Here is an 18,908-nt window from a genome sequence, read left to right as displayed (position 1 = left end):
CTCCCCACTACTTCAAGGGAGTTGCCAGCGGGCCCCGTTTCCCGGCCGGAGCGGGCAGCGCCCCGGTGGTGACGCAGTGGTCGAGGTAGCGGAAGACAAGGTCCCGGTCGGCGGGAGGGCAGATGATCCCGCTGCCGCGCAGGCCGGCGGTGACGTTCTCGGCCCGGACGTGTCCCAGACGCAGGTCGGGTCCGCTCCCGTCGACGGCGGCCGTCGTGTCCGCGGCCTCGAAGAAGGCGAGCATGCTCCGCGCCGCGTCGGAAGCGGGCGGCAACTCCGCACGCCACCGCGCCAACGGCAGGCGCCGCAGCTCGTAGCCGTACTCCTCCAGCCAGTCGTAGACGTCACTCAGGCGCACCGGGGCGGTGGCCGCGTGATGGAAGACGGTGGCTCCCGGTGGTCGTTGCCGGAGGCAGAGGTGGACGAGTGCCTGGGCGACGTGGTCGACCGGGGTCCAGGTCTCCTCCTCGAACAGGTCGGGGACGATCCCTGCGGGGATCCCCGCGCACAGCACGCTCCACAGGAAGTCCCGCTCGTTCACGTACCCGGTGGCGGCCGGGCCGACGATCCGGCCGAGCCGGTGCACGGTGACCGGCATTCCCCGCTCGGCGGCCTGCTCCAGCAGTCGCTCGGCGGCCCACTTGGACTGCTGGTAGCCGTGGCGCAGTCCGGGATGGGACGGCAGGAACGCCTCCGGGACTTCGGGGCCGAGGGTGCGTGGCGGGGCCACGGAGAGGGTCGACACGAAGTGCAGGGGCGTCGCGCGGACGGCCGCCATGCGCAGCAGGGCGCGGGTGGACTCGGTGTTGGCGGCGCGGAGGGTGGCGTACTCGCGCATGATGCTCACGGTCGCGCCGTTGTGGAAGATCGCGCCGCAGGTGCGGGCGAGTTCGGCGAACTGCGCCCCGTCCAGGCCCAGTCGGGGGCGGGCGAGGTCGGCGGGGACGGCCGTGATGCGGTCGCGCGCCGCGCCAGGGAGGTCGATCAGGTGGGTTTTCAGGGCCTGTTGGAGGCGGACCGTGGCTTCGGCGGGGCTCTTGGCCCGGACGAGGCAGACGACCTCCGCGCGTGTGGTCGTGAGGAGTTCGGCCAGCAGGTGGACGCCGACGAATCCGGTGGCACCCGTGAGCAGGATCCTGTCCGGTGTCCCTGTCGCGCGGGGGCCGTCGCCGGGGCGGATGTCCGGGTCGAGGACGGAGTCGGCAAGCAGGGTCGCCGGAAGGCCCGGGGCGGCCGGGCGGTCCTGCCGCTCCAGGTGGCGGGCCAGCTCGGCGGGCGTCGGGTGCTGGAAGAGCCAGGCGACCTTCACCTCACGCCGCAGGTGTACGCCGAGACGGTTGGCGACCTGGATGGCCTGGAGCGACTGGGCGCCCAGGTCGAAGACGTCGTCCCGCGCGGAGACGGCCGGTACGCCGAGCACCTGTCGCCAGGCGGCGGCGATGGTGCGCTCCAACTCCCCTTCGGGTGCCGGGGGTTCCGCTCGGGGCGCGGGTACGGCGAGCGCCTTCCTGTCGGTCTTGCCCGAGCCGGTCCGGGGCAGGTGGTCCAGGAACTCGACGGCCGACGGGATCATCGCCGCGGGCAGTACCGCCCGGAGGTGGTCCCGGATCGAGGCCACGGCCGGGGCGGGCCCGTCGGGGACGAGGTACGCGGTCAGGCGGCGCGTCCCGTCCTCCAGCACCTGTCCTACGACGGCGGCGTCCCCGATTCCCGGATGGCTCAGGAGGGCGCTCTCGACCTCGGCCGGGTGCACACGGTGCCCGCTGATCTTGAACTCGGTGTCCGAGCGGCCCAGGTAGCGCAGTTGCCCGTCGTCGCCGATCCGTACGAGGTCGCCGGTGCGGTAGGCACGAGGGGTTCCGGGGAGTGCGTCGAGGGGGGCGAAGCGGTCGGCGTCCGGCAGCCGGTGTCCCCGGTAGCCGACGGCCAGGTTGTCACCGATGAGATGGAGTTCGCCGTCGACGACCGCGGCACATGTGCCCGGGAGCGGGGCCCCGATGGGGACGTCTCCCGGGGCGAGGGCGGGGTCGTGGAGGTCGGCGACGGTGGTGACCACGGTGGCCTCGGTCGGGCCGTAGGTGTTCAGCAGCCGGACCGAGGTACCGACGGCCCTGCGCCAGCGGTCGACTCGCTCGGGGAGGGCGGCCTCGCCGCCGATGACCACGGTGCGTACCCCGGCGGGCAGGGTGGCGGTGCCGGTCGAGACGGCATAGGCGAGTTCGTGCCAGTAGGCCGTGGGGAGGTCCAGGAAGCTGATCCGCAGTCGCGCGCAGGCGTCCAGGAACCCGGGGACCGAGTCGGTCATGTCGTCGGTGCGGACCACGAGCGTGGCGCCCGCGCACAGGGTGAGGAAGATCTCCTCGATGCTGGTGTCGAAGTGCAGGGGCGCGAACTGCAGCACACGGTCGGCCTGTTGGAGGCCGTAGCGGTGTGTCGCGCCGGCCACGAAGTGGGCGAGGGCCCGGTGGTCGATCTCGACGCCCTTGGGGCGTCCGGTGGAGCCCGAGGTGTGGAGGACGTAGGCGAGGTCGTCGGGTGTCGGGGCGGTCGGGTCGGGGGCCGCGGCGTCATGGGTGGTGACGTCGGCGGCTGTCAGGACGAGCGCGGGCCGGGCGTCCGCCAGCAACTCCGACCTGCGCGACGAGGGCGCCGTCTGGTCGAGCGGACAGTGGACGGCGCCCGCGAGCAGGACGCCGAGCGCGGCGGTGACGGCCTCGATGCCGCGGGGCAGGTCGACGGCCACCAGGTCGCCGCGGCCGATCCCACGGGCGGCCAGTCGGCGGGCGAGATCGCGTGCCGCGCCGACGAGTCGGGCGTAGGTGATACGGCGTCCGTCGTGCTCGACCGCGACGGCTTCGCCGCGCCGGGCGGCCTGGTCGGCGATCAGGTGGAGTACCGGGCGGGCGGGGCCGGGCAGCGGTCCCCCGTCCAGGACCGGTACGGCCGCGCGCGCACGCAGGTCGCCGAGCGACCGGTCGGGGGCCGCGACGGCTGCCCGGAGCAGGGCGATGAGTCCTTCCTGGAGGGCGGCGACGTCTGCCTCGTCGTAGAGATCGGGGTTGGCGTCCACGGCGATGCGCAGCCCGCCGCCTTCCGAGCGGTCGTAGACGTTGATGGACAGGTCGTCGACAGGGCCCGCGGAGACGTTGTGGACGGTGCTGCGGTGTCCGGCGAAGCGCAGGTCGTACGCGAAGGGCATGATGTTGACGCCCGGGCCGGACAACCTCCGTTGCCCGCCCACGAGTCCGAGATCGCGCCGCAGTTGCTCGTAGCGGTAGCGCTGGTGCGGCAGCCCGGCACGCAGTTCGGCCGAGACTCTCGCCCCGAGGTCGCGCAGGGTGTCCGAGGCGGTGACGGCGACGCGCAGAGGCAGGATGTTGCGGACCATGCAGGGGACCCGCAGGGAGACGGAGCCGAGGCGGCCCATCGCCGGCAGGCTGAGCACGATCTCCGGCGCGCCGGTCAGGTGGTGCAGGTGGGCGGCGGTGACGGCCAACAGGACTTCGGACCAGGTGACCTTGAGGTCACGGGCGACGGTGCGCACCGTTTCCGTCTCCGCCCGGTCCAGGTCGAGCACCCTCCTGTGGAAGGTCCGCGCGGGCAGGGCCGTTCGCCGGGCCGGTGTCGCGACCTGCGGCCGGTCGGCGAACCGGTCGGCCCAGTAGGCGCGGTTCCTGGCGAAGCGCGGGGACTCCCGGTAGGCGCGTTCCTCCTCCCGGACCGAGGCCAGGGTGCCGAAGCCGTGTTCCGGCACCGGCTCCCCTTCCCTCAGGGCCGTGTAGACCTGGGCGACCCGCCGGGCGACCAGCGACAGGCCGAAGCCGTCGAGGGCGATGTGGTGGACGCGGTGGTACCAGAGGTGTTCCTCGGGTGCGACGCGCAGCAGGGCGTGGCCGAAGACGGGGCCGCGGGTGAGGTCTACGGGGCGGGCCATGTCCTGGTCCATCCAGGCCAGGGCCGCCGTGTGCGGGTCGGGTTCGGCGGTGAGGTCCGCGGTGTGCAGGTGCCAGTCGTCGGCCGGGGTGTTCGTCTCCCAGGGGCGGCCCTCGGTGTCCTCGGCGTAGGTGACGTTCAGCGCCTCGGTCTCCGCCACCACCTGGTGCAGCGCGGCGTCGAGGACGGCGGGGTCCACGGGCCCGTCGATGTGGACGTACTCGGCCGTGTTGTAGGCGGGGCTGTCCGGGTCGAGCCGCTGGCCGGTCCAGATGCCTTCCTGGGCGGCCGGCAGTGGATGGCGCGTGGTCACGTGGTCGCCTCCCGCCGTGCGGAGAGCAGGTGCCACCACTGGGCGAAGGAGGCGCATTCGGCGAGTTCGACGAAGGTCACGTCCGCGCCGCTCTCCCGCCATCGTTCGATCAGGGTGACGATGCGCAGCGAGTCGAGTCCCGCGTCGAGGGGGTTGTCGTCGAGGTCGACTTCGTCGGGCCGCTGGTACAGGAACTCCGCCAGGTCCGCGCGGAAGCCCTCCAGCGTGAGGGGAGCGGTCATGTCGTCATCTCTCCGGTGGGGGTTGTCAGTTGACCTTGCGCGCGGAGTCGTTCCAGAAGCGGTCGCGCAGTTCGCGGCGGAGGATCTTTCCGCTGGGGTTGCGCGGCACGCTGTCGATGAACTCGTAGCGGGCGGGCAGCTTGAAGCTCGCGAGCCGTGGCACGAGGAAGGTGTGCAGATCCCGGGGGCTGGGCCGCTGTTCGGGGTCCGGGACGACGAAGGCGTGCACGTACTCGCCCCAGCGTTCGTCGGGGGCGCCGACGACGACCGCCTCCGCGACGCCCGGGTGTCCTTCCAGTACGTTCTCGATCTCGGCCGGGTAGACGTTCTCGCCGGCGACGAGGATGGCGTCCTTGATGCGGTCCCGGATGAAGACGTAGCCGTCCTCGTCGACGTAGCCCGCGTCCCCGGTGTGGATCCAGCCGTCGACGAGGGTCTCGGCGGTCCTCTCGGGCAGCCCCCAGTACTCGACCATGTGGGCCGGCGTAGCCAGGCAGACCTCGCCGACCGCACCGGGAGGCAGTTCACGCCCTTCACCGTCGATCACCTTGCTGCGGACGCCCGGGTACGGGTGCCCCGCGGCCTGCATGAGCGGGCTGCCGGGGACATGGGCGGCCGGGGGCAGACAGACGGCGGTGTTGCCGGTCTCGGTGAGGCCGTAGATCTGGGCGAACTCGCAGTCGAGGACGGCGAGGCTCTCCTCCAGCAGGGCCTCGGAGATCGGGGACCCGCCGTAGACGGTCTTGCGCAGGGTGGTGAAGTCCTTCGCGCTGACGCCGGGTTCGGTCAGCATCATGCGGAGCATGGCCGGGACGACGCAGGCGGTGGTGATGCCGAGGTCGCGGATGAGGTCGACGGCCTGGCGGGCGGTGAAGGCGCGCAGGGCGACGACGGTGGTGCCGGCGTTGAAGTTCTGGGTGGCCCACCACAGGCCGCCGATGTGGAATCCGGGGATGCCGATCAGGGCGATGTCACCGGTCCGCCAGTCGATCCAGTCCAGCCCCTCGCTCGCCAGGGCATCGCGGATCGCGAAGAAGCTGCGGTGGGCGAGGACGACGCCCTTGGGCAGTCCGGTGGTGCCGCTGGTGTAGAGCTGGGCGACGGGGGTGTCCGGGGTGGCGCTCTCCGGCAGCTCCGTCTCGGGGTGTGCCGCCTTCCAGGTGGCGAAGGACTCCCCCAGCGCCACGATCGTCTCCGGAGGCGCGGTCGGCATCCTTTCGACGATGGGCGCGAACTCGTCCTCCAGGAAGAGCAGTCGGGTGCCGGAGTCCTGGAGGATGTGGCTGACCTCGGGTGCGGTGAGCCGCCAGTTGACGGGCACGAGGACGGTGCCGCTCTTGGCGCAGCCGAAGAGGATCTCGTAGTAGTGCTCGGACTCCTTGCCGAGGTACGCGATCCGGTCGCCCTCGGTGAGTCCGGCGGCCTGGACGGCGTGGGCGATGCGGTTGCTCTCGCGGTGCAGGTCGCCGTAGGTCAGGCTGCGGCCTTCGCAGAGCACGGCAGGGAGGTCCGGTCGGTGCTCGGCGTGGTGACGCGTGGTCCGGACGAGCGTCTTCATGGGTGAACCCTTCGAGAGTCAGGGGACGTTGACGATCGCGAGGGTCGCCTCGCCGTCACAGCGGCCCGATCCGGCGTCCCAGTAGCGGAAGGCGGTCTCGGCGTGCAGGAAGGGGCTGCCGCCGGCCGGGGCCCGCCGGGTGACGGACCGGAACTCCATCTCCCCGGAGAATGCCCGGGGATCGACCGGACGCCGGAAGTTCGCCGCGAACCGTGCGATGAGAATGTCCGGGAGCTGGTGCTCGAAGAAGTCGTCCAGCGTCCAGTCCGCGAACGCCGCGGCCAGCCGGTCCTGTACGGACCTGGCGACGAGGTAATACATCATCTGGTTGAAGCAGATGTTCACCTCGACGGAATTCAGATGGCCGGTGTCGTCGATGTAGCACGACTCGGGGATCTCGAACTCGCAGCGGGCGGACGCCCGACCGGCTGTTTCCGTCACGACGGCCGAACGCAGGTACTTGCAGTGGTCCTTGTACGGCGTCAGCACCCGCTCCAGCAGGGCGTCGTGCGTCATGCCGCCCTGATCCCGTCGTGGAGCCTGCGCGCGTCGTGCACCGTGACGCGGTACGAGACGGTCGGCTCGGGCGTGGTGGTGTGCCGGGCCCGGTGGATGAGACTGCGGTTGTCCCAGACCAGCAGGTCGCCCTTCTCGAAGCTCTGCAGGTGGATGTTGTCGTGCTCGAAGGTCTCGTCGAGTTGTCCGGTGGCCTCGAACAGCCGCTTGAGCAGCTCCTCGTCGAGCGGTTCGCCGTCCTGGTCCTCGATGGCGACGGTGAAGCCCTCGCTGAGGTAGAGGACCGTCTCACCGGTCATGGGGTGGATGAAGGTCGTCGGCTGGAGGACGGCCGGCGTCTTCCGCTCGACCTCGTCGATGATCTCGGAGAGGGGGCGGTAGACGTCGTGGGGCCGGATCTTGAAGTACTTGCGCACGGAGTGCCGGCAGTACGTTCCGCCGATCTCCTTCTTCAGTTCCTCGGGCAGTTTCCCGTACGCCCGGCCCATGTCGATGAAGTACGTGCCGCGGTTCCTCTCCGGAACGACCTGGGGGTGGATCAGGGTGATGCCGAAGGGGTCCGGCATGAACTGGTAGTCGGCGTGCCAGAACTTTCCGGTCTTCGGCACGCCTATCTGTCTGCCGTTCTCCGGCACGTTGGAGGAGACGAATATCTCCGGGACCTCCGGATGCTTGTACATCGGCTCGTAGTAGGTCTCCGGGCGTCCCAGCCGCCTGCCCAGTTCGAGGAACTCCCGGGGAGAGAGGTCCTGCCCCTTCAGCACGGCGATCTTCTTCGTGTAGACCGTGCTCAGCAGCGCGTCGATGTCGGCGGCCGGGGCGGTGGCGTGGTCGAAGTCCTCGACGGTGGCGCCCATGGCGTTGCCGGGCTGTTCCGTGATCCGCATGTCGGTGCTTCCTTCCGTGGGTTCAGACGGCCGGTTGCCGGGCGTCGATGAGTCCGACGATGTCGCCGAGCGTGAGGCCGGGCCCGAGTTCGTCGTCACCGACCAGCACACCGAGGTCGCGCTCGATGCGGATGCTGATCTCGACCGTCGTCAGCGAGTCGACGTCGAGTTCGCCGAGGGTCGCCTCGGGGCGGATCAGCTCGGCCGGGGCGTGGTGCAACTTCGTGAGGAGCGCGACGAGTTGCTCGTAGGTGGTCGTCATGGAGTGGTCCCTTGCTGTCGGGTGAGGGTGGGCCAGGTCAGGAGGCAGGAGCCCCAGGTGAGGCCGCCTCCGAAGGCGGTGAGCAGCAACCGGTCGCCGGGCTGGAGGACTTGGCGGTCGGCGGCGTCCGCGAGGGCGAGCGGTATGGAGGCGGCACCCGTGTTGCCGACGGACTCGACGTGGGTCAGGCAGCGCTCCCGGGGCAGCCCGAGGTCGTCCGCCACCGAGTGCAGGATCCGCAGGTTGGCCTGGTGCGGTACGAAGTGGTCGACGTCGTCGGTCTTCCAGCCGGCCCGGGACAGCGTCGTACGCGCCGACTCGGCCATCCGTGTCACCGCGTGGCGATAGACCTCCTTGCCCCGCATGGCGAAGTGCCGGTCCTCGCGCCGGGGTTCACCCGGCAGGGAGCGCTGCCGTGAGCCGCCGGCCGCGACCGTGATCAGATCCTCGTGGGCGCCGTCGCTGCCGAGGTCGAAGTGGCCGAGCGCGCCGGGCTCGTCGCGGTGCCCGGCGCGCAGGACGACGGCTCCGGCACCGTCGCCGAAGAGGATCGCGTTGGCCCGGTCCAGCGGGTCCACGATCGTCGAGTAGGTGTCCGCCCCGATGAGCAGGACCCGCCCGGCCACACCGGCGGCGATCAGACCGGCGGAGGAGGCAAGGCCGTAGACGAATCCGGTGCACACGGCGCTGATGTCGAAGGCGGCGGCCCCCGTCAGACCGAGACGTGCGGCGACCGCGGGCGCGGTGGCGGGACAGCTGCGGTCCGGGGTCGTCGTGGCGACGACGACGGCGTCGACGCCGTCGACCCCGGCTGAGGCGAGAGCCCGGTGGCCGGCTTCCACGGCGAGGTCGGAGGTCGCCTGTCCGGGGTCGACGACGTGGCGGCTGCCGATCCCGGTGCGGGTCCGGATCCAGGCCTCGTCGGTGTCGAACCGCCGGGCGAGATGCTCGTTGGTGACCACGCGGGACGGCACCCAGCCGGCCAGCCCGCACAGGACGGCGGCCGGAGGGGCGTGGGTGCCGGCGGCGGTGGGAAGCATGGAGGTTCTCCTGGCATGGCGGAGGACGGGCGGGCAGCCCGGACTGGGCAAGGAGGTCGACAAGGAGGGTGGGTTCTAGGGGCTGGTGACCCTGACGGTTCCGCGCAGGCACAGCAGGGCCGGCACTCCGCAGCCGATGCCGGCGGCTATCGCGAACACGGCGGTGCGGAGACCGTCCAGGAGCCCGGGGCCGGACGCGCTCTGTCCGACGCCGCCGGCGACCGCGACCAGTACGGCGAGGCCCACCGCGCCCCCCACCTGGAGGGTGGTCGACGCCATTCCCGAGGCGATGCCCTGATCCCCGGGGGCGACCCCGGCGGACGCGGTGATCCACATCCCGGTCCACGCCGCCCCTTGACCGAGCCCCAACAGCACGATCCCGGGCAGGAGTTCGGTGTACGAGCCGTCCGAGGCGAGCGCCAGAGCGAGCGCCGTGGCGCCGACGGCACCCAGCGCCATACCGCCCACCAGCATGCGGCGCACCCCGAAGGCGGCGACGGCCCGTTCCCCGGCCTGGGTGCCGGCGGCCACCACGACGGCGGGCACGAGGAACGCGAGCCCGGTAGCGACGGCGCTGTAACCGTGGACCGTCCGGAAGTACAGCGTCAGGAAGTACGGCACCGAACTGAACGTCGCGCTGAACAGGGCGGTCACCCCCATCGCCGCGAGCAGGCCGCGGTGGGCGAACAGCCGTGTCGGCACGAGCGGATCAGATGCCCGCCGCTCCACGAAGGCGAAGAGCACCAGCAGCCCGGCGGACAGCACCGCGCTCATGACGGCCCCCGGGGTGTCCCAGCCTTCGGCGGGCGCGTGGACCAGAAGGAACACCAGGAGGGTCACCCCGCCCGTCGCGGTGAGCGCGCCCAGCACGTCGAACCGGCGGGAGCGGTCCCGCGGCCCGTCCGCCGGGAAGAGCAGCAGGGCCGCCACCGCGAGCGCCGCGGCCAGGGGGACGTTGACGAAGAACACCGACGGCCAGCCGAACGCCTCGACCAGGACTCCTCCGAGGAGGGACCCGAAGCAGAGTCCACCGGCTCCCGCCGCACCCCACACGGCCAGGGCCCGGTTCCGGGCGGGCCCTTCGTCGTACAGCGTGTTGATCAGGGACAGGGTCGCCGGGAACAGCAGGGAGCCGCCGATGCCCTGGATCCCCCTGACGGCGACCAGGACGCCAGGTGTCTCGGAGAGGCCGCCGACGAGGGACGACCCGGCGTACAGCAGTGCCCCGACGACGAACATCCGGCGCCGGCCGAGCAGGTCCGCGGCCCGGCCGCCCAGCAGCAGAAAGCCTCCGGTGGCCACGACGTAGGCGCTCACCACCCATTGCAGATCGTGGTCGGAGAATCCCAGCCCGGCACCGATGTCGGGCAGAGCCACGTACACGATGTTGTAGTCGAGCGAGATGACGAGTTGTCCCAGTGCGAGAACGAGCAGGGGCATCGGCGAGCACCTCCCTCGGGATAACGGAAACAGGAATTCCCAGGGAAGGAATTCCAGCGGGGAATCATTTTCAATGAGCGACCGTAGCAGCCGGGATCGGGCTTGTGAATGCCCAACTTCTCGACAGGCATCGCCTTTTGATGGAATACCAGGGCAGCACGGGTGACCGGCAGTCGAATACTGCCGGACAGAGAAATCAGGGTTTGTCGAGCCGAATTCCTACCCTCGATTCATCCCTCCCCCATCAACCGACGGATCTCGGTGATCAGTGCGACCAGCGCCCGGCGCTCCGGACGGGTGGTCTCCGGGTGCCAGAGGTCGATGAGCAGGCAGGTCCGCGGGCGATGGCCCATGTTGCGGGCTTCATGCTCGAAGGAGTAGTCGAAGAGCAGGCACTTTCCCTCTTCCCAGGTGCGCGTCCGACCGGCGACCGTGATGCTGCACCCGTCGGGGATGTCCACCGCCAGATGCAGGTTGATGCTGAAGTTCCACAGATCGCAGTGGGGATCGATGACGGCACCCGGCAGCAGGGTGGAGAAATGACACTCGAGGAGAGGGCATATCTTCTCCGTGTCGACGGCCAGGTCTTTCACCACCCGATAGGCGGTGGGAGCCGTGACGGCCGACCGTTCGACCAGGCCTCCCCCACGGAAGAGGTAGAGGGCCTGCCAGTTCTCCTGGCGGGTCAGATAGTGCTCGTAGTCCGAGAAATCCTCCCGACGCCGGTTCCATGCGGAATTCAGCTCTTCCTTGATCGCCCCATGACTGGCTTCGAGCTCATGGACGACGGGGGCCAGTTCGGCATGGGCGTAGGGGTCGTGCCAGGGAGTGGGCGAGAGACCCGGCATGATCCACTTGGCCCCCTTCTGCAGCGGATGCCGTTCGCCTCCGCCCGGTTCCAGCATCTGCTCGACCCGAGTGATCGATTCCGCCCCGAACTCGGCTCTGATCGCGGCGAACGCTTCCTCTGTCTCCGGTGTCACGCGGCTCTCCGGATCGACGTGTCGGGGTGCGCTGTCGAACCAGTAGTCGGGCGAGGCGAGGTTCGAGTTCCCGGCCGTTCGGACGAATTCCCCTTGAGCCGGCGGACGTCGGGGATCGATCCGTCGCCGGGAACTCAGGCCGCATCCCAGGGAACTGGGCGCTCCGCCGGACCGGCTCCTGAGGTGACGGCGTCGGTCTGCACACCCGCCCCGGCGGGTCCGTACGCCATCCGAGACCCTTACGGCATCCAGGAGTTCGGCATGACGCAGAAGCAGTACACCGTCACCGGCATGACCTGCGAGCACTGCGCGGCGAGCGTCAGGGAGGAGGTCTCCGAGGTGGCCGGAGTGAGCGAGGTCGTGGTCGACCTGGCGGCGAACGCGGTCACGGTGCACGGCGCGGACCTGGACGACGCGCAACTGCGCGCGGCCATCGTCGAGGCGGGGTACGCCGTCGCCGCCTGACGCCTCGGACGCCGACGCGGGTGTCGGTGCCGCGGCTCACCGCTCGGCACCGACACCCGCTTGCCTTGTTCAGGCCGCCTGCAGGGCAGGCCGCTCCGCTTCGTCCAGCAGGTCCATCAAGGTCGCCCGGGCCCGGGCGACGCGGGAACGGACCGTGCCGACGGGGCAGTCGCTGACCTCGGCGGCGTCCGCGTAGGGCAGGCCCACCAGCTGGGTGAGGATGAACGCTTCACGGCGTTCGTCCGGCAGCGACTCCAGCAGGTCGAGCAGCATGATGCCGTCGTCGAACCCGGGCAGGTCCCGCGGCTGCGCGTTCTCGACGGCCAACTGCCAGTCCGGTACGTCGGACAGACGGGGCCGGGCGGAGGCGTACCGGTAGCTGTCGATCACCGCGCGGCGGGCGATGGACAGCAGCCAGGCACGGGCCGAGGAGCGGCCCTCGAACCGGTGCAGGCTGCCGAGCGCGCGCAGGAACGTGTCCTGGGCGAGGTCGTCGGCGGCCTGGGGGTCGCCGCAGAGGTGGGCGACATAGCGCGTCACGTCGAGGTGCAGGGCGCGTACGAAGTGCTCGACCGCGTCCGCGTCACCTCCGCGGGCGGCAAGCGCCCAGGCGGTTATCGACTCGTCCATCGACATCGCCGCGTCGTGGTTCTCGCGCGCGGCCGACAGGGCAGAAGTGATCACTTGGTGTCCTTCTCGGTCATCCGTGATCCGGACCGGGGCGCATGGGAAGCGCGAGCGGTCCGGTGCGTGGGGAGACGGCCGTACGGCAACCTGCGAGGGCGGCGTACGGCCAAGGCCCGAGGCGCCTCAGGGACGGCCTCGGGGATACCGGCTGTCGTCAGGCGACAGCGGTCCCCACGGGCGGACCCCGAGAAGTGATCGCATGGACGAGGAGGAGCCGCGGCACCCGGTCCGAGGAAGGCCGGTGCGCACGGACGCGTGGACGCTCAGGAGGGATGGGCAGAGCGGCGAGCAGCAGCCGCAGCGGTGCGGCCAGCCATCCGGCCACGGCCCGCAGGATACGGAACGCGGCCCGCTCGCCGTACGCCAGCCACAGCCCGCACAGCGACGCGGCCAGCAGGTGGGCGGCGAGCATGCCGAAGGACGACGAGCCGGTCATGGAGTGGCCCGCGTGATCGACGTGCCCCATATCCATGGAGTCCACGGAGTGCATGTGCATCGAGCCCATGTGCATGGCGCCCATGTCCGTCGACCCCATGTCGTGCCCCGTGGAACCCGTGTCCCCGGTCGCCGACTGGGCGAGCGAGAAGGCCGAGTGCAGCCCGGTCTGGGCGGCGACCACGACGGCCACGATCAACGGCAGCCCGCGCTCACGACCGGCCAGGCACCATCCCGCGCCGCCGGTCACGACCGCCCCGACGGCCAGCGCCCACACCGGGACGTCACTGCCGGACATCATCACGTGGCCCAGGGCGGCGAGCAGCACACAGACGGCCGCGAACACCGCGGCCCGTACTGTGCGAGAACACCACCCTGCTGTCATGGCGCCTCATCCTCGCATCCGGGCACGGGTCATCACACGGGGGTACGGAAATCGCCACTGTTTCGCTCACACGGGATGCCCCCGCGCGGGCGGCATGCCCGGTCACGAGCTCGGCCGGACCACCACCGCGAGGGTAGCGACGGCTCCGGTGCGCTCGAAGTGCAGCGTGAACGGCACGAGATCGCCCGTCTTCCAGCGCGTGCCGGCGGTCAGGACGACGTCCAGACCGTCCGGCGCCATGGCCAGCTCGCGGCCCGCGGGGACAGGAGCCGAAGCCACCTCGGTCCTGGTGGCGGCGCTGTCGTCGACCATGCGGTGCCGGCTGAGGGTGATCTCCGCGTCCGTGGCGGAGGAGGTCACCTCGACCAGCCGGTCGTCCGCCCCGCCCGTGTTGGTGAGGTCGAAGAACGCGGCGGTCTCCGTGCTGTCGCCGTACGGCAGGAAGACCCGCCCGTTCGTGACGGCGACCCGTGCCGGGCTGCCCCCGTTTCCGGTGCCGACCCAGGTGGTCAGCCCGCCGAGGGCGACGCCGCACACGGCGACGGGCGCGAGCGCGGCGAGCAGGGTGTCGGTGAGCCGACGCCGGGTGGGCCGCCACTGAGTGCCCTGGTTCATACGGTGTGCCTCCTCCCAACGGCCGTGGCCGAGGGCTGCCATCCGCGCAGTCGCAGGCTGTTGCCGACCACCAGCAGCGAGCTCACCGACATCGCGGCGGCGGCGAGCATGGGGTTGAGCAGGCCGACCATGGCGAGCGGCACGGTGACGGCGTTGTAGCCGAAGGCCCAGACGAGGTTGACGCGGATGGTGCCCAGGGTGCGCCGGGCCAGCCGTACCGCGTCCGCGAGGGCCTCGATGTCGCCGCGCACGAGCGTCACGTCGGCGGCCCCGATGGCCACGTCGGTGCCGCCGCCCATGGCGATGCCGAGGTCGGCACCCGCCAGGGCCGCGGCGTCGTTGACGCCGTCCCCGATGACGGCGACCCGACAGCCCTGCTCCTGAAGGTCCTTGACGAGATCTGCCTTGTCCTCGGGGGTGCAGCGGGCGTGCACCTCGTCGATGCCGAGCTCCCGCGCGACGGACCGGGCGGGCGCCTGGTGGTCGCCGGTGGCGAGCACGAGGCGCAGGCCCAGACGCCGCAGCTGGTCGACGGCTCGGTAACTGCCCGGCCGTACGACGTCCCCGACGTCGATGAGCGCCTCGGTGACGCCGTCCACGCGGACCACGACCGGCGTGTGCGCGTCGGCCGGCTCGGTGGGCAACTCGTCGTCGTCCGGTGCCAGGACTTCGACCGGTCGCCCCTCGACGCGGCCACGAACTCCCTTGCCCGGCAGGGCACGGAAGTCACCGACCTCCGGCAACTCCCCCACCGTCCGACGCGCGTACGCCGAGATCGCCCGCCCAAGCGGATGCTCCGAGCCCTGCTCGACCGCCCCGGCCAGGCGCAGTGCCTCGTCCTTGCCCAGCCCGTCCGGTACGGCGGTGACCCGGGCGACGCTCATGTGTCCGGAGGTGAGGGTGCCGGTCTTGTCGAGTACGACGACGTCGAGGTGGTGAAGCCCTTCCAGGGCCTGCGGGCCGCTGACGAGGACGCCGAGTTGGGCCCCGCGCCCGGTGGCGGCCATCAGCGCGGTCGGCGTCGCCAGCCCCAGCGCGCACGGGCAGGCCACGACCAGCACGGCCACGCACGCGGTGATCGCGGCCTGCGGATCGGCTCCGGCACCGAGCCAGAACCCGAGCACGGTGACGGCGAGTGCGAGGACGACGGGGACGAAGACCCCGGCGACCGAGTCGGCCAGCCGCTGTGCCCTCGCCTTGCCGGCCTGGGCCTCGGTCACCAGCCGGGTGATCCGTGCGAGCTGCGTGTGCGCCCCGACGGCGGTGGCCCGGACGAGCAGCAGCCCACCGGCGTTGACGGCCCCGCCGACCACCGCCGAGCCCGGCCCGACCTCGACCGGTTCGCTCTCCCCGGTGACCAGGGACAGGTCCACGGCCGAACTGCCCTCCATCACCTGCCCGTCGGTGGCCACGCGCTCGCCGGGCCGCACGACGAAGACCTGGCCCGTCCTCAACTCCTCGACGGGAATGAGCCGTTCGGAACCGCCTTCCCGCACCGCCACCTCCTTGGCGGCGAGTTGGGCCAGCGACCGCAGCGCCGCCCCGGTTCCGCGCCTGGCGCGCGCCTCCAGAAAGCGCCCGGCGACAACGAAGAGCGGTACGCCTACAGCCGCTTCGAGATAGATGTGCGCGATGCCGTCCGAGGCCGAGGGCACGAGTGTGAAGGGCATCCGCATGCCGGGATCACCGGCTCCGCCGAGGAAGAGCGCGTACGCCGACCAGGAGAAGGACGCCGCCACGCCCAGCGAGACCAGCGTGTCCATGGTGGCCGCGGAGTGCCGCAACCCTCGTACCGCCCGCGTGTGGAAGGGCCACGCGCCCCACACGGCGACGGGCGCGGCGAGCACGAAGCACAGCCACTGCCAGTTGCGGAACTGGAGTGCGGGCACCATCGACAGCACGAGGACGGGCAGCGAGAGCAGCGCGGTGATCAGCAGACGGTCACGCTCCTGCTGGGAGCCGTCGGACTCGCCGTCGTCCTGCGCCTGTTGCTTCTTCGGGGGTGCGGGCAGCGCGGCCGTGTATCCGGCCTTCTCCACCGTGGTGACCAGTTCCTCGGTGCTGATCTGCGGCGGATGGCTCACCCGGGCCCGTCCGGTGGCCAGATTGACGGTCGCCGTGACCCCGTCCAGCTTGCCGAGCTTCTTCTCGACGCGCTTCACACAGGCGGCGCAGGTCATGCCGCCGACGGTGAGGTCGGTCGTCACGAGGGCGATCGCGGGTTCGGTGGCCATCAGTGGTCTCCCCCGCGCATGTTCCCCATGTCGCCCATGTCGTCCCCGCCCCCACCGCCGCCGGAGCCGCCGCCGGAGCTCGAGCCGGTGCCGTGCATGCCTGGCGCGACGGGTCCCGCGGAGGCGCCGACGCCGTACGACGCCGCGAATATCAGGGCCAGAAGCAGAAGGAAGCCGCAGAGCGCGGGCGGCGGCACCAGCTTCCGTAACACCGCGCCCGCGCCGGAGGGAGATTGCCGTGACTCGTCCACAGTTCAGGAGTCGGAGCGGCTGAGAGCCGAGTTCCGAGGCGATGCTGTGGCGTCCGTCACGTGCAACCCGACCGGATCTCGCCCCTCCCTGACACAGCCGCCGGGTACCCCGACGCGCCGAACACGCTCAACGGCACGGGCCACTGGAACACCGCACCCGAGACCCCGGAGTCGGGTGGTACGCCGTTCAGTCCCCCTCCGCCGGGACCACCACGAGGAACGCGTCCGACTTGAGGTCCATCACGACCGTCGCCGGTTCACCCTGCTCGCGGCGCTCGGCCGCGTACTCCTCCGCAGGCCACGATCCACGCGGAGCTCCCGCAGGGAATCGCTCCAACACCTTCGCGCCCATAACCGCAGACACCTCCAGCATCGAGCTTCGACTCGGAACGACGAGCGAGCGTCGTGGCTGTTCGCCTGCCCGCGACCGACGTGTTCATGCCGCACCGGACCGAACCCGTATGACGGAACCGGTCACTTGGAGGCGGCCGCCGAGCTCCCTTCGGTCGCGGGGAACGCTCCGGCCCCGGGCCACCACGCGACGGCCCCGAGATCGCGGGCCAGGGCGGGTACGAGCAGCGAGCGCACGACCAGGGTGTCGAGGAGCACCCCGAAGGCGACGATGAACGCGATCTGCACCAGGAACGCCAGCGGGATCACCCCGAGCGCCGCGAACGTCGCCGCGAGCACCACGCCGGCCGAGGTGATCACACCCCCGGTGCCGACCAGACCGCGCAACACCCCCTGGCGCACGCCGTGCCGCAGGGACTCCTCCCGAACCCGCGACATGAGGAAGATGTTGTAGTCGACGCCGAGGGCGACGAGGAACACGAAGCCGTACAGCGGCACGGACGGATCGGTGCCGCCGAAGCCGAACACGTGCGGGAAGACCAGGGCCGAAACGCCCAGCGTGGCGAGGTAGTTGAGCGCCACGGTGGCCACCAGCAGGGCGGGCAGCAGCAGGGAGCGCAGCAGGACGGTCAGGATCACGAAGATGATCACGAGGACCACGGGGACGATGAGCGTGCGGTCCCGTTCGGCCGTCCGCAGGGTGTCGTACTGCTGGGCCGTGTAGCCGCCGACGAGGGCGTCCGCGCCGGGCACCGCGTGCAGGGCCGTGCGCAGCCGGGCCACGGTCTCCTTGGCGGCGTCGCTGTCGGCGGCGGACGCCAGCGTGACGTCGACGCGTACCCGACCGTCGACGACCAGCGGGTCACCGCCGGGCCGCCCGGACTCCGTGACGCCCGCCGCCGCGGCGACGCCCTCGGTGGAGAGGGCTGCCCGGACGACCCGGTCGAGGCGGTCGGCGTCGGCGATGACGACGGTGGGGTTGCCGGAGCCACCGGGGAAGTGCCGGGCGAGCGTCTGCTGCGCGGTCACCGAGGGCGCCCGGTCCACGAAGGTCTCGGCGAGCGGGACGCCTCGGGAGCTGAGGGTGGGGGCGAAGGCCGCGCAGGCCAGCAGTCCCGCGAGGCTCACGGCCCACACCTTGCGGGGCGCGCGGTCGACCAGGGCGGCGACGCGGCGCCAGACACCGTGACCGGCGGTCGTGGGGCGCGGGGCGGCCGGCCAGTACGCGGAGCGGCCCAGCAGGACGAGCACCGCGGGCAGGAAGGTCAGCGAACTGAGCACGGCGCAGCCGATGCCGATGGCACCGACCGGTCCGAGCGCGCGGTTGTTGGTGAGGTCGCTGATCAGCAGGGCGAGCAGCCCGAGGGCGACGGTCGCCGCACTGGCCACGATCGCGCCCCACGATTGCCGCAGCGCGGCCCGCGCCGCCGCGAACCGGTCGGTGCGCTCGGCCAGTTCCTCCCGGTAGCGCGCCGTGAGGAGCAGGGCGTAGTCGGTGGCGGCACCGATGACCAGGATGGACAGGATGCCCTGGACCTGGCCGTCGACCCTGACGACGTCGTGGTCGGCGAGCACGTAGACGACGGCGCAGGCGAGCCCGAGCGCGAAGACGGCCCCGAGGATGATCACGAGGGGCAGCAGCAGGCTGCGGTAGACGAGCAGCAGGATGACCAGGACGGTGACCAGGGCGACGGCCAGGAGCAGTCCGTCGATGCCGGCGAAGGCCTCGGACAGGTCCGCCTGGGTCGCGGCGGGGCCCGCGAGCCGGACGGTGCTGCCGGGGACGCGCTCGGCGGCCGCACGGATGCGGTCGAGGGTGTCGGGCAGCCCGTCACCGAGGTCGGGCCTGAGCTGTACGACGCCTTGCAGGGCCTCGCGGTCCTTGGAGACGAGCGCGGGCGACACGTCGCCGACCACGCCCGGCAGGTCGCCGAGGGAGGCGAGCGCGCGACCGGCCGTGGCCCGGCGGTCCTGGATCCGGCCGCCCTTCTCGTCGGTCCAGACGACGATCACCGGAAGCGACTCGTCCTGCCGGAAGGCCCGTTGGGCGGCGATGACCTCGGTCGATTCGGCGCTGCGGGGCAGGAAGGCGGCCTGGTCGTTGGTGGCGACCTCGCCGAGCCGTCCGGCGTAGGGGCCCAGGGCGCCACCGATGCCGAGCCAGACGACGAGCAGAAGGAGCGGCGCGAGGAATCGGCCTCGCCGCGGGGTGAGGGACATGGTTCTCCCGGTCGATGAACAGGTATCTCAACAATAAACAATCTCAATCATTGAGCTTTCTGCGGGGAGGGGGTCCCTGGATGCAGCTGAT

General features: G+C 71.4%; 17 protein-coding genes. 1 reads left to right on the top strand and 16 read right to left on the bottom strand.

The window, feature by feature from the left end; all coding sequences use genetic code 11:
* Positions 1 to 7: 7 nt before the first annotated feature.
* The 9 genes from ACWD3I_RS32620 to ACWD3I_RS32580 form a co-directional block, all read right to left on the bottom strand.
* The gene (locus tag ACWD3I_RS32620) at positions 8 to 4,246 is read right to left on the bottom strand and encodes an amino acid adenylation domain-containing protein (RefSeq protein WP_365411228.1); all 4,239 of its coding nucleotides are present in this window, start codon (positions 4,244 to 4,246) and stop codon (positions 8 to 10) included.
* Positions 4,243 to 4,488: a phosphopantetheine-binding protein gene (locus ACWD3I_RS32615; protein WP_365411225.1), complete on the bottom strand. Its 246-nt coding sequence runs from the start codon at positions 4,486 to 4,488 to the stop codon at positions 4,243 to 4,245. Before ACWD3I_RS32615 ends, ACWD3I_RS32620 begins: the two co-directional genes overlap by 4 nt.
* Positions 4,489 to 4,513: 25 nt before the next feature.
* Positions 4,514 to 6,046, bottom strand: coding sequence for a fatty acid--CoA ligase (locus ACWD3I_RS32610; RefSeq protein WP_365411222.1), 1,533 nt, complete (start codon positions 6,044 to 6,046; stop codon positions 4,514 to 4,516).
* Between the two features lie 18 nt (positions 6,047 to 6,064).
* Positions 6,065 to 6,562 carry a (2E)-enoyl-ACP glycyltransferase gene (gene scoD, locus ACWD3I_RS32605; RefSeq protein ID WP_365411219.1) on the bottom strand — a complete coding sequence of 166 codons (498 nt, stop codon included), beginning with the start codon at positions 6,560 to 6,562 and terminating at the stop codon, positions 6,065 to 6,067.
* Complete coding sequence (scoE, locus tag ACWD3I_RS32600; RefSeq protein WP_365411216.1) at positions 6,559 to 7,449, bottom strand: (3R)-3-[(carboxymethyl)amino]fatty acid oxygenase/decarboxylase; 891 nt, start codon at positions 7,447 to 7,449, stop codon at positions 6,559 to 6,561. Before scoE ends, scoD begins: the two co-directional genes overlap by 4 nt.
* 22 nt (positions 7,450 to 7,471) lie before the next feature.
* The gene (locus ACWD3I_RS32595; RefSeq protein WP_365411213.1) at positions 7,472 to 7,711 is read right to left on the bottom strand and encodes an acyl carrier protein; all 240 of its coding nucleotides are present in this window, start codon (positions 7,709 to 7,711) and stop codon (positions 7,472 to 7,474) included.
* Positions 7,708 to 8,751 (bottom strand): beta-ketoacyl-ACP synthase III, encoded by a 1,044-nt coding sequence (locus ACWD3I_RS32590; RefSeq protein ID WP_365411210.1) that lies wholly within the window; start codon positions 8,749 to 8,751, stop codon positions 7,708 to 7,710. The genes ACWD3I_RS32595 and ACWD3I_RS32590 overlap by 4 nt, the downstream gene beginning before the upstream one ends.
* A gap of 75 nt (positions 8,752 to 8,826) precedes the next feature.
* On the bottom strand, positions 8,827 to 10,191 hold the full coding sequence (locus tag ACWD3I_RS32585) for an MFS transporter (RefSeq protein WP_365411207.1): 1,365 nt from the start codon (positions 10,189 to 10,191) through the stop codon (positions 8,827 to 8,829).
* A 230-nt stretch (positions 10,192 to 10,421) separates the two neighbouring features.
* Positions 10,422 to 11,174, bottom strand: coding sequence for an aspartyl/asparaginyl beta-hydroxylase domain-containing protein (locus tag ACWD3I_RS32580; protein WP_365411204.1), 753 nt, complete (start codon positions 11,172 to 11,174; stop codon positions 10,422 to 10,424).
* Between the two features lie 261 nt (positions 11,175 to 11,435).
* Between ACWD3I_RS32580 and ACWD3I_RS32575 the strand changes: the two genes are divergently transcribed.
* On the top strand, positions 11,436 to 11,639 hold the full coding sequence (locus ACWD3I_RS32575) for a heavy-metal-associated domain-containing protein (protein ID WP_365411201.1): 204 nt from the start codon (positions 11,436 to 11,438) through the stop codon (positions 11,637 to 11,639).
* A 69-nt stretch (positions 11,640 to 11,708) separates the two neighbouring features.
* Here ACWD3I_RS32575 and ACWD3I_RS32570 read toward each other — a convergent pair whose 3' ends face one another.
* From ACWD3I_RS32570 to ACWD3I_RS32540, 7 genes are all read right to left on the bottom strand, one after another.
* Positions 11,709 to 12,323: a sigma-70 family RNA polymerase sigma factor gene (locus ACWD3I_RS32570; protein WP_451084247.1), complete on the bottom strand. Its 615-nt coding sequence runs from the start codon at positions 12,321 to 12,323 to the stop codon at positions 11,709 to 11,711.
* 157 nt (positions 12,324 to 12,480) lie between these two features.
* Entirely contained in the window at positions 12,481 to 13,146 is a 666-nt protein-coding gene (locus tag ACWD3I_RS32565; protein WP_365411198.1) for a hypothetical protein, read from the bottom strand.
* 102 nt (positions 13,147 to 13,248) lie between these two features.
* Complete coding sequence (locus tag ACWD3I_RS32560; RefSeq protein WP_365411195.1) at positions 13,249 to 13,761, bottom strand: copper chaperone PCu(A)C; 513 nt, start codon at positions 13,759 to 13,761, stop codon at positions 13,249 to 13,251.
* Positions 13,758 to 15,995, bottom strand: coding sequence for a heavy metal translocating P-type ATPase (locus ACWD3I_RS32555; RefSeq protein ID WP_451084246.1), 2,238 nt, complete (start codon positions 15,993 to 15,995; stop codon positions 13,758 to 13,760). Before ACWD3I_RS32555 ends, ACWD3I_RS32560 begins: the two co-directional genes overlap by 4 nt.
* A complete protein-coding gene (locus tag ACWD3I_RS32550) occupies positions 15,995 to 16,192 on the bottom strand; it encodes a hypothetical protein (RefSeq protein WP_451084245.1) in 198 nt (65 codons plus the stop codon). The genes ACWD3I_RS32555 and ACWD3I_RS32550 overlap by 1 nt, the downstream gene beginning before the upstream one ends.
* Positions 16,193 to 16,433: 241 nt before the next feature.
* On the bottom strand, positions 16,434 to 16,619 hold the full coding sequence (locus ACWD3I_RS32545) for a hypothetical protein (protein ID WP_365414106.1): 186 nt from the start codon (positions 16,617 to 16,619) through the stop codon (positions 16,434 to 16,436).
* Between the two features lie 101 nt (positions 16,620 to 16,720).
* Positions 16,721 to 18,817, bottom strand: coding sequence for an MMPL family transporter (locus ACWD3I_RS32540; protein ID WP_451084244.1), 2,097 nt, complete (start codon positions 18,815 to 18,817; stop codon positions 16,721 to 16,723).
* Between the last annotated feature and the right edge of the window lie 91 nt (positions 18,818 to 18,908).

Source organism: Streptomyces sp. NPDC002817 (assembly GCF_053592055.1).
This window is presented reverse-complemented; position numbering and strand designations above follow the sequence as displayed.